This window comes from Pseudomonas sp. HMSC066A08, assembly GCF_001813025.1.
Classification (GTDB): Bacteria; Pseudomonadota; Gammaproteobacteria; order Pseudomonadales; family Pseudomonadaceae; genus Pseudomonas; species Pseudomonas aeruginosa.
In genome coordinates, this window is the sequence record NZ_KV811262.1 from 1 (window position 1) to 245 (window position 245).

At 63.7% G+C, this 245-nt stretch carries 1 protein-coding gene; it reads right to left on the reverse strand.

What is annotated here, in order from left to right; translation table 11 throughout:
* Window positions 1-245, reverse strand: a 245-nt coding sequence (locus HMPREF2886_RS04220; protein ID WP_168172012.1) for an MBG domain-containing protein, incomplete at both ends; no start/stop codon positions are given.

A 245-nucleotide genomic window follows, 5' to 3' on the forward strand; every position in this document is an offset into this window, starting at 1 on the left:
TGCCGGATCGGCATCGCCATAGACCTTGGTCTTGCCGTCGGCAATTACACTCAGCAAGGCCTTGGTGATGGTCAGGTTGTTGCCCTGGTAGTTCAGGTCGTAGTTCGCGCTGACCAGGCCCAGGCCGCCCTGGTTGATGCCGTACACGCCGACATTCTCGCCAGCCACGCGGCTCAGGCTGCCGCCGTTGAGCACCGCGCCAGCGGTGTCGCCGTTCTTCAGGCCGCTGACCTGGTAGGTCAGTG